Origin of the sequence: Streptomyces sp. HSW2009 (assembly GCF_040240285.1) — a bacterium.
Classification (GTDB): domain Bacteria; phylum Actinomycetota; class Actinomycetes; order Streptomycetales; family Streptomycetaceae; genus Streptomyces.
In genome coordinates, this window is sequence record NZ_JBEHZD010000499.1 from 1 (window position 1) to 5784 (window position 5784).

Annotated in this window: 3 protein-coding genes and 1 pseudogene; 1 reads left to right on the forward strand and 3 read right to left on the reverse strand. The window is 73.5% G+C overall.

Annotation, left to right across the window (positions count from 1 at the left end; translation table 11 throughout):
* Positions 1 to 334: 334 nt before the first annotated feature.
* The 3 genes from AAHZ94_RS27260 to AAHZ94_RS27270 all read right to left on the reverse strand — a co-directional run bounded on the left by AAHZ94_RS27260 (position 335) and on the right by AAHZ94_RS27270 (position 5523).
* Positions 335 to 1135 (reverse strand): TIGR03936 family radical SAM-associated protein, encoded by an 801-nt coding sequence (locus tag AAHZ94_RS27260; protein WP_349996073.1) that lies wholly within the window; start codon positions 1133 to 1135, stop codon positions 335 to 337.
* 481 nt (positions 1136 to 1616) lie between these two features.
* Positions 1617 to 3557 carry a TIGR03960 family B12-binding radical SAM protein gene (locus AAHZ94_RS27265; RefSeq protein ID WP_349996074.1) on the reverse strand — a complete coding sequence of 647 codons (1941 nt, stop codon included), beginning with the start codon at positions 3555 to 3557 and terminating at the stop codon, positions 1617 to 1619.
* A gap of 142 nt (positions 3558 to 3699) precedes the next feature.
* A complete protein-coding gene (locus AAHZ94_RS27270) occupies positions 3700 to 5523 on the reverse strand; it encodes a CYTH and CHAD domain-containing protein (RefSeq protein WP_349996075.1) in 1824 nt (607 codons plus the stop codon).
* An 8-nt stretch (positions 5524 to 5531) separates the two neighbouring features.
* Between AAHZ94_RS27270 and AAHZ94_RS27275 the strand changes: the two are divergent.
* Positions 5532 to 5784: pseudogene (locus AAHZ94_RS27275) on the forward strand (hypothetical protein); the annotation flags it as partial.

Sequence of the window (5784 nt, forward strand, 5' to 3'; positions counted from 1 at the left end):
GGCGGCGCGGCGGCAGGGTGCCGCTGGGGCTGTCGCCCAGCGTTCCTTCGCCACCGGCGGTCCGGTGCGATCCCTGGGGGTCGTTGGTTTCGTTAGGCTCAATTGGTTCGAGCATGCGGGCGGTTCTCCCGTCGCGCTCCCGGGCGCCGCGCCTGGTTCCGGCCACGGCCCCGCGTGATGTGCGCGGTACCGCCATCCGGGGCGCGGGCGCCGCACGGGAGCTGTTGTCTCGCTCGCCGGGTCCTTCTCTTCGGCACCGGCGAAAGTCTCCTGGTCAGTGCGCCTGCCGTAACCGGGTCGCTGCCCATCTACAGCGGCGCTTCGACGACCGTCCCTAGCTGGGACCCTCCGGCGCTCCCCCGCGAGCGGGCGATACTCCCGGCGTGGCAGTCGTGGCGGCGGCCGTTGGTTGGGCGGCCTTGACTGCCTCGCGGTCGGGCGCGAGCGGATCGGTCACCGTGCCGGACTCCTCGTCCAGCAGCCCCTGCGCCAGCCTGGTCACCGCAGCGGGGACCGGCGGCGCCAGGTCGGCCGTTGCACGGAGACCGGACAGCACGTCGTCGGGTCGCACGGCAGGTGTCATATGCCGAACAACCAGCCGCAGTATCGCACAGCCTTCGACGCCCGGCCTATCGGCCTGACCTGGGAGCGCTTCCAACCCGGCGACCGCTGCACGGGCGTCGAAGGTACGCAACCCGTTTTTCGTCCGGCGTTGTACTTCCACGATCTCGGCCGCCAGGAAGGCGCCCACGGCGTCCGCGGCGACGGTGTGCTCGACGCCGTCGAGCCGCAGTTCCCACACCGACGCCTGCAACCGGTCGGCCAGCCCCGAGGTGGCGGCTTCGACGGCGTCGGTGATGTCGAGGCCGTCCGGCAGGGAGGTGTTGAGCAACGTCCGCACCTGCTCCGGGTCACGCCGCTCGGCGAGCTGGATCTCCAGGTACTCGGCCTCGCTGCCGGTGCCGGTGGGCGCGGCGTTCGCGTACGACACCTTGGGGTGCGGGGTGAAGCCCGCCGAGTACGCCATGGGGACTTCGGCGCGACGCAGGGCCCGCTCGAAGGCGCGCTGGAAATCGCGGTGGCTGGTGAACCGGAGGCGACCGCGCTTGGTGTAGCGCAGTCGGATGCGCTGCACCGCGGGTGCGGGCGGTGGGCCTTCGGGCTGTCGCTTGCCCAGGGGAAGTCTCCTTGCGTCGGGCGGGCCTGAGCGCCAGCCCACGAAGGGGGCCGCACCGGCTGTCGCCTGCCCAGTGTCGTCGGGTCCCGCCCACCCCCGCATCGGCGCGGCGGTCGGCGCGTGGACCTTCTCCCTAGGGTACGCGTCGTACGTGGTCCGGCCTCGCGCCGGGTTCGGCGGGGGTGCTCACCGCACCGGGGCCGCCTCGCGCGCGGCGGCGCGGATCGTCCCACCGCACGGGCGCGAGCGGCTCCTCGGTCGGGGGCGGATCACCGCACGGCGGTCGGGGGACGGACGGTCCGGCCCCGACCGCGGTAGGCGGCGGCAGCCGCTTGCCGATGGGGGCCGATCCGCGTGTCCAGGTCGATGTGGAGGCAGCCGCCGCAGTCGAAACGCGGGGCCGGGCGACAGGCCCGGCCCCGGTCTCGTCGAGCGCCGCCTACGACGGGGAGTCGCCGCCGACCACGGTCAACGGCAGCAACTTCTTGCCCGTCGGGCCGATCTGAATGTCGAGGTCGAGCTGAGGGCACACGCCGCAATCGAAACACGGGGTCCAGCGGCAGTCGTCCACCTCGGTCTCGTCCAGCGCGTCCTGCCAGTCCTCCCAGAGCCAGTCCTTGTCCAGGCCGGAGTCCAGGTGGTCCCAGGGCAGCACCTCTTCGTAGGTGCGCTCGCGGGTGGTGTACCAGTCGACGTCCACGCCGAAGGCGGGCAGCGTCGCCTCGGCGCAGCGCATCCAGCGCTCGTACGAGAAGTGCTCGCGCCAGCCGTCGAACCGGCCGCCGTCCTCGTACACCGCGCGGATCACCGCGCCCACCCGCCGGTCGCCGCGCGAGAGCAGGCCCTCGACGATGCCGGGCTTGCCGTCGTGGTAGCGGAAACCGATCGAGCGGCCGTACTTCTTGTCGCCGCGGATCTTGTCGCGCAGCTTCTCCAGGCGGGCGTCGGTCTCCTCGACGGAGAGTTGCGGGGCCCACTGGAAGGGGGTGTGCGGCTTGGGCACGAAGCCGCCGATGGAGACGGTGCAGCGGATGTCGTTGGACCTGGAGACCTCGCGGCCCTTGGCGATCACGTTGACCGCCATGTCGCCGATCTGGAGCACGTCCTCGTCGGTCTCGGTGGGCAGCCCGCACATGAAGTACAGCTTCACCTGCCGCCAGCCGTTGCCGTACGCGGTGGACACCGTACGGATCAGGTCCTCTTCCGAGACCATCTTGTTGATGACCTTGCGGATGCGCTCCGAGCCGCCCTCGGGGGCGAAGGTGAGGCCGGAGCGGCGGCCGTTGCGGGTGAGTTCGTTGGCCAGGTCGATGTTGAAGGCGTCCACCCGGGTGGAGGGCAGCGAGAGGCCGATCTTGTCCTCTTCGTACCGGTCCGCGAGGCCCTTGGCGATGTCGCCGATCTCGGTGTGGTCGGCCGAGGAGAGCGAGAGCAGGCCGACCTCTTCGAAGCCGGTGGCCTTCAGGCCCCGGTCGACCATCTCGCCGATGCCGGTGATGCTGCGCTCGCGCACCGGGCGGGTGATCATGCCGGCCTGGCAGAACCGGCAGCCGCGGGTGCAGCCGCGGAAGATCTCGACCGACATCCGCTCGTGCACCGTCTCGGCCAGCGGGACCAGCGGCTGCTTGGGGTAGGGCCACTCGTCGAGGTCCATCACGGTGTGCTTGGAGACCCGCCACGGCACGCCGGAGCGGTTCGGCACCATGCGGGCGATGCGCCCGTCGGGCAGGTACTCCACGTCGTAGAAGCCCGGCACGTACACGCCGCCGGTCTTGGCGAGGCGCAGCAGCAGCTCTTCGCGGCCCCCGGGGCGGCCCTCGGCCTTCCAGGCGCGGACGATCTCGGTGATCTCCAGGACGGCCTGTTCGCCGTCGCCGATGACGGCGCAGTCGATGAAGTCGGCGATCGGCTCCGGGTTGAACGCCGCGTGCCCGCCGGCGACGACGACCGGGTGGTCCTCGGTGCGCCGCGCGGCCTCCAGCGGGATGCCCGCGAGGTCGAGCGCGGTGAGCATGTTGGTGTAGCCGAGCTCGGTGGAGAAGCTCAACCCGAAGACGTCGAAGGCGGCAACCGGGCGGTGGCTGTCCACGGTGAACTGCGGCACCTTGTGCTCGCGCATCAGCTCTTCGAGGTCGGGCCAGACGCTGTAGGTGCGCTCGGCGAGCACGCCGTCGCGCTCGTTGAGCACCTCGTACAGGATCATGACGCCCTGGTTGGGGAGACCGACCTCATAGGCGTCGGGATACATGAGCGCCCAGTGGACGTCACACTCGTCCCACTTCTTCACGGTGGAGTTCAGCTCTCCACCCACGTACTGGATCGGCTTCTGCACATGCGGGAGCAGAGCTTCGAGCTGCGGGAAGACCGATTCGGCAGACATACCCGGGAACCTTCGTGAGCTGACTGGGGGACACGCCCCTGCGCCGACGACGCGGGACGGGTGACCCTCAAGCCTAACCCGCCCCGCGGCAACGCTTCACCCGGTGCTCGCCGGGGCGGGTCGCCGATCGCGGCGGCGCAGGTCAGAGCAGTTTGCGCGGGGGCGGGGTGAGGGCAGCGGACCAGACGCCCGGGAGTTCGCGTTCGCGGGTGGCGGCCACGGCCTCCTCGCGGCCGTAGATGAGGCCGAGCGTGAAGGTGGACTCGCCCGCAGCGTGGGCCTGGACGGCGAGGTCGCGCAGGGTGGTGCGGGCCATCACGCTGTCCTGGTGGTCGCCGAGCACCTGCTGTACGCGCTGCATGCGGCGGGCCAGTTCCCGGGCGGCCGGGCCGAGTCCCGCCTCGGCCGCCTCGGCCGCGTACCTGGCCCGCTTGGCGGCCTTGCGGGCCACGTGCAGCGCCTCGTCCCGCGTCGCCCCCGCGGGCTCGGCGAGCGCGGCTTCCACCCGGCGGGCGAGCCGCTCCACGTCGCGCAGCACCGCGGCGCGGACCACCTTGCGGGGCGGGCGGGCGGCGGCGGAGAGCAGCAGCGGCTGACCGGCGGCGGAGAGCGGCGGGGCGTCCGGCGGGGGCGGCTGCCCGTTCGTCGCCTGCGGCTGGGCGTCCGGCACGTTCGGCTGGGCGTCTGGAGACGGCGTCCGGAAGGCGGCGAGCTCGTCCAGCAGCGCCAGGTAGCGGGGCCCGTCCAGCACCTCCACCACCTGCTGCCGGGAGCTCGCGCGCCGGCCGCTCGACCAGATCGCGAGCCTGGCCCTGACCGGGCCGAGCCGCAGTGGCCCCGGGACCGCATCGAGGCCGGCGGTCAGCCGCTCCGTGAGCACCTCGCGGTCGCGGTCCACACCGAGCGCGCCGGCGAGCCACTTCAACTCCGCGCCCAGCGGATCGGTCACCGACCGGTCCACCACCGTGCGGTACGAGCGGAAGACGCTGCGCAGGCGGCGGGTGGCGACCCGCATCTGGTGCACGGCGTCCGGGGCTTCGAGCCGTACGGCCGGGTCCAGCGCGACGATCGCCGCGATCTGCCGACGTACGGCGGTGAGCACCACGTCGCCGGCGGTGAGGTCGGTGTGCTCGGGCTCGCCGGCCTTGGACTTGCTGTTCTTGGACTTGCTGTTCTTGGGCCCCTTGGACTCTGGCTTGCTGACCTTCGGTTTGCCGGCCTTGGACTTGCCGGCCTTGGGCTTGCTGATCTGCGCCTTGCTGGTCTTGCGCTCGGCGTCCGGGGGCGCTGCCGGTGTCGTCGGATCGGCCGCCGTGGGGGGTGCCGTCTCGGTCAGGGCGCGGGCCAGTTTGGACCCCGTACGGGCCGGTCGCAGGCCCTGCGCGGCCAAGTGATGGGCGACGGCGTCGAGCAACGCGGTTTCGCCGGCGGCCAGTTCGACCTCCACCTCCCACCAGTGGACGGCCGCGCCGCCTGCCGTGCGGCGCGCGCTGACCTCGTCGGCGCTGACCTCGGCGAGCCGTGCGCCCGCCGCGTCGAGCAGGTGCCACACGGTGCGCCGGGTGCGGAGTTCGACCAGCGGCAGCAGGTCGGCGGCGCGGGTACGGGAGCGTGCCAGGGCGGCGAGTTCGGCGGGCAGCGCGTCGGCGAGCGGGGCCCGGACCTCGTCCCTGACCAGGTCGCCGGCGTCGCCGCTCGAACGCCGGACGCCGCCAGGCAGCGCCGGGAGCTTGAGGTGCCAGCCCGCGTCGGAACCGCCGGTGCGGCGGCGCAGCGTCACGCCGTCCGCGGCGAGCCGCTGGTCGGCGGTGTCGTAGTAGGTGGCGTCCAGTGCGCTGACGCCCTGCTCCGCCACGCGGGCGACGCCGGGCAGTTCGGCGAGGCCGGCCCGCGCCGCGCTGTCGATCGGCGCGGCGCCCGGTGCGGCCTCGTACTTCCGCTCGATCTCTCGCACGGTGTGGGCCATGGGGCGCAATGTACGCCGCACGGCCGGGTCGGGCGAGCCCGTACGGGCGGCCCCTGGCGCGGCGCCGACGGCGCGGCACGAGGCCGCCCCGGCCCCCGCGCGGGCCTGATCCACCGTCCCGTCCCCCTCTTCTCCCGTCGCCCGCGGGGGGGGCGCCGGCCGGGGGCCCACCCCCCGGGGGGGGGGGGGGGGGGGGGGGGGGGGGGGGGGGCCGGGGGGGGGGGGGGGGGGGCGGGCGGGGGGGGGGGGGGGGGGGGGGGG

What these genes read in the sequence shown, in the direction of transcription:
- AAHZ94_RS27270 (WP_349996075.1), bottom strand. Translation starts at nt 5,523, where the DNA reads ATGGCCCACACCGTGCGAGAGATCGAGCGGAAGTACGAGGCCGCACCG.
- AAHZ94_RS27265 (WP_349996074.1), bottom strand. Translation starts at nt 3,557, where the DNA reads ATGTCTGCCGAATCGGTCTTCCCGCAGCTCGAAGCTCTGCTCCCGCAT.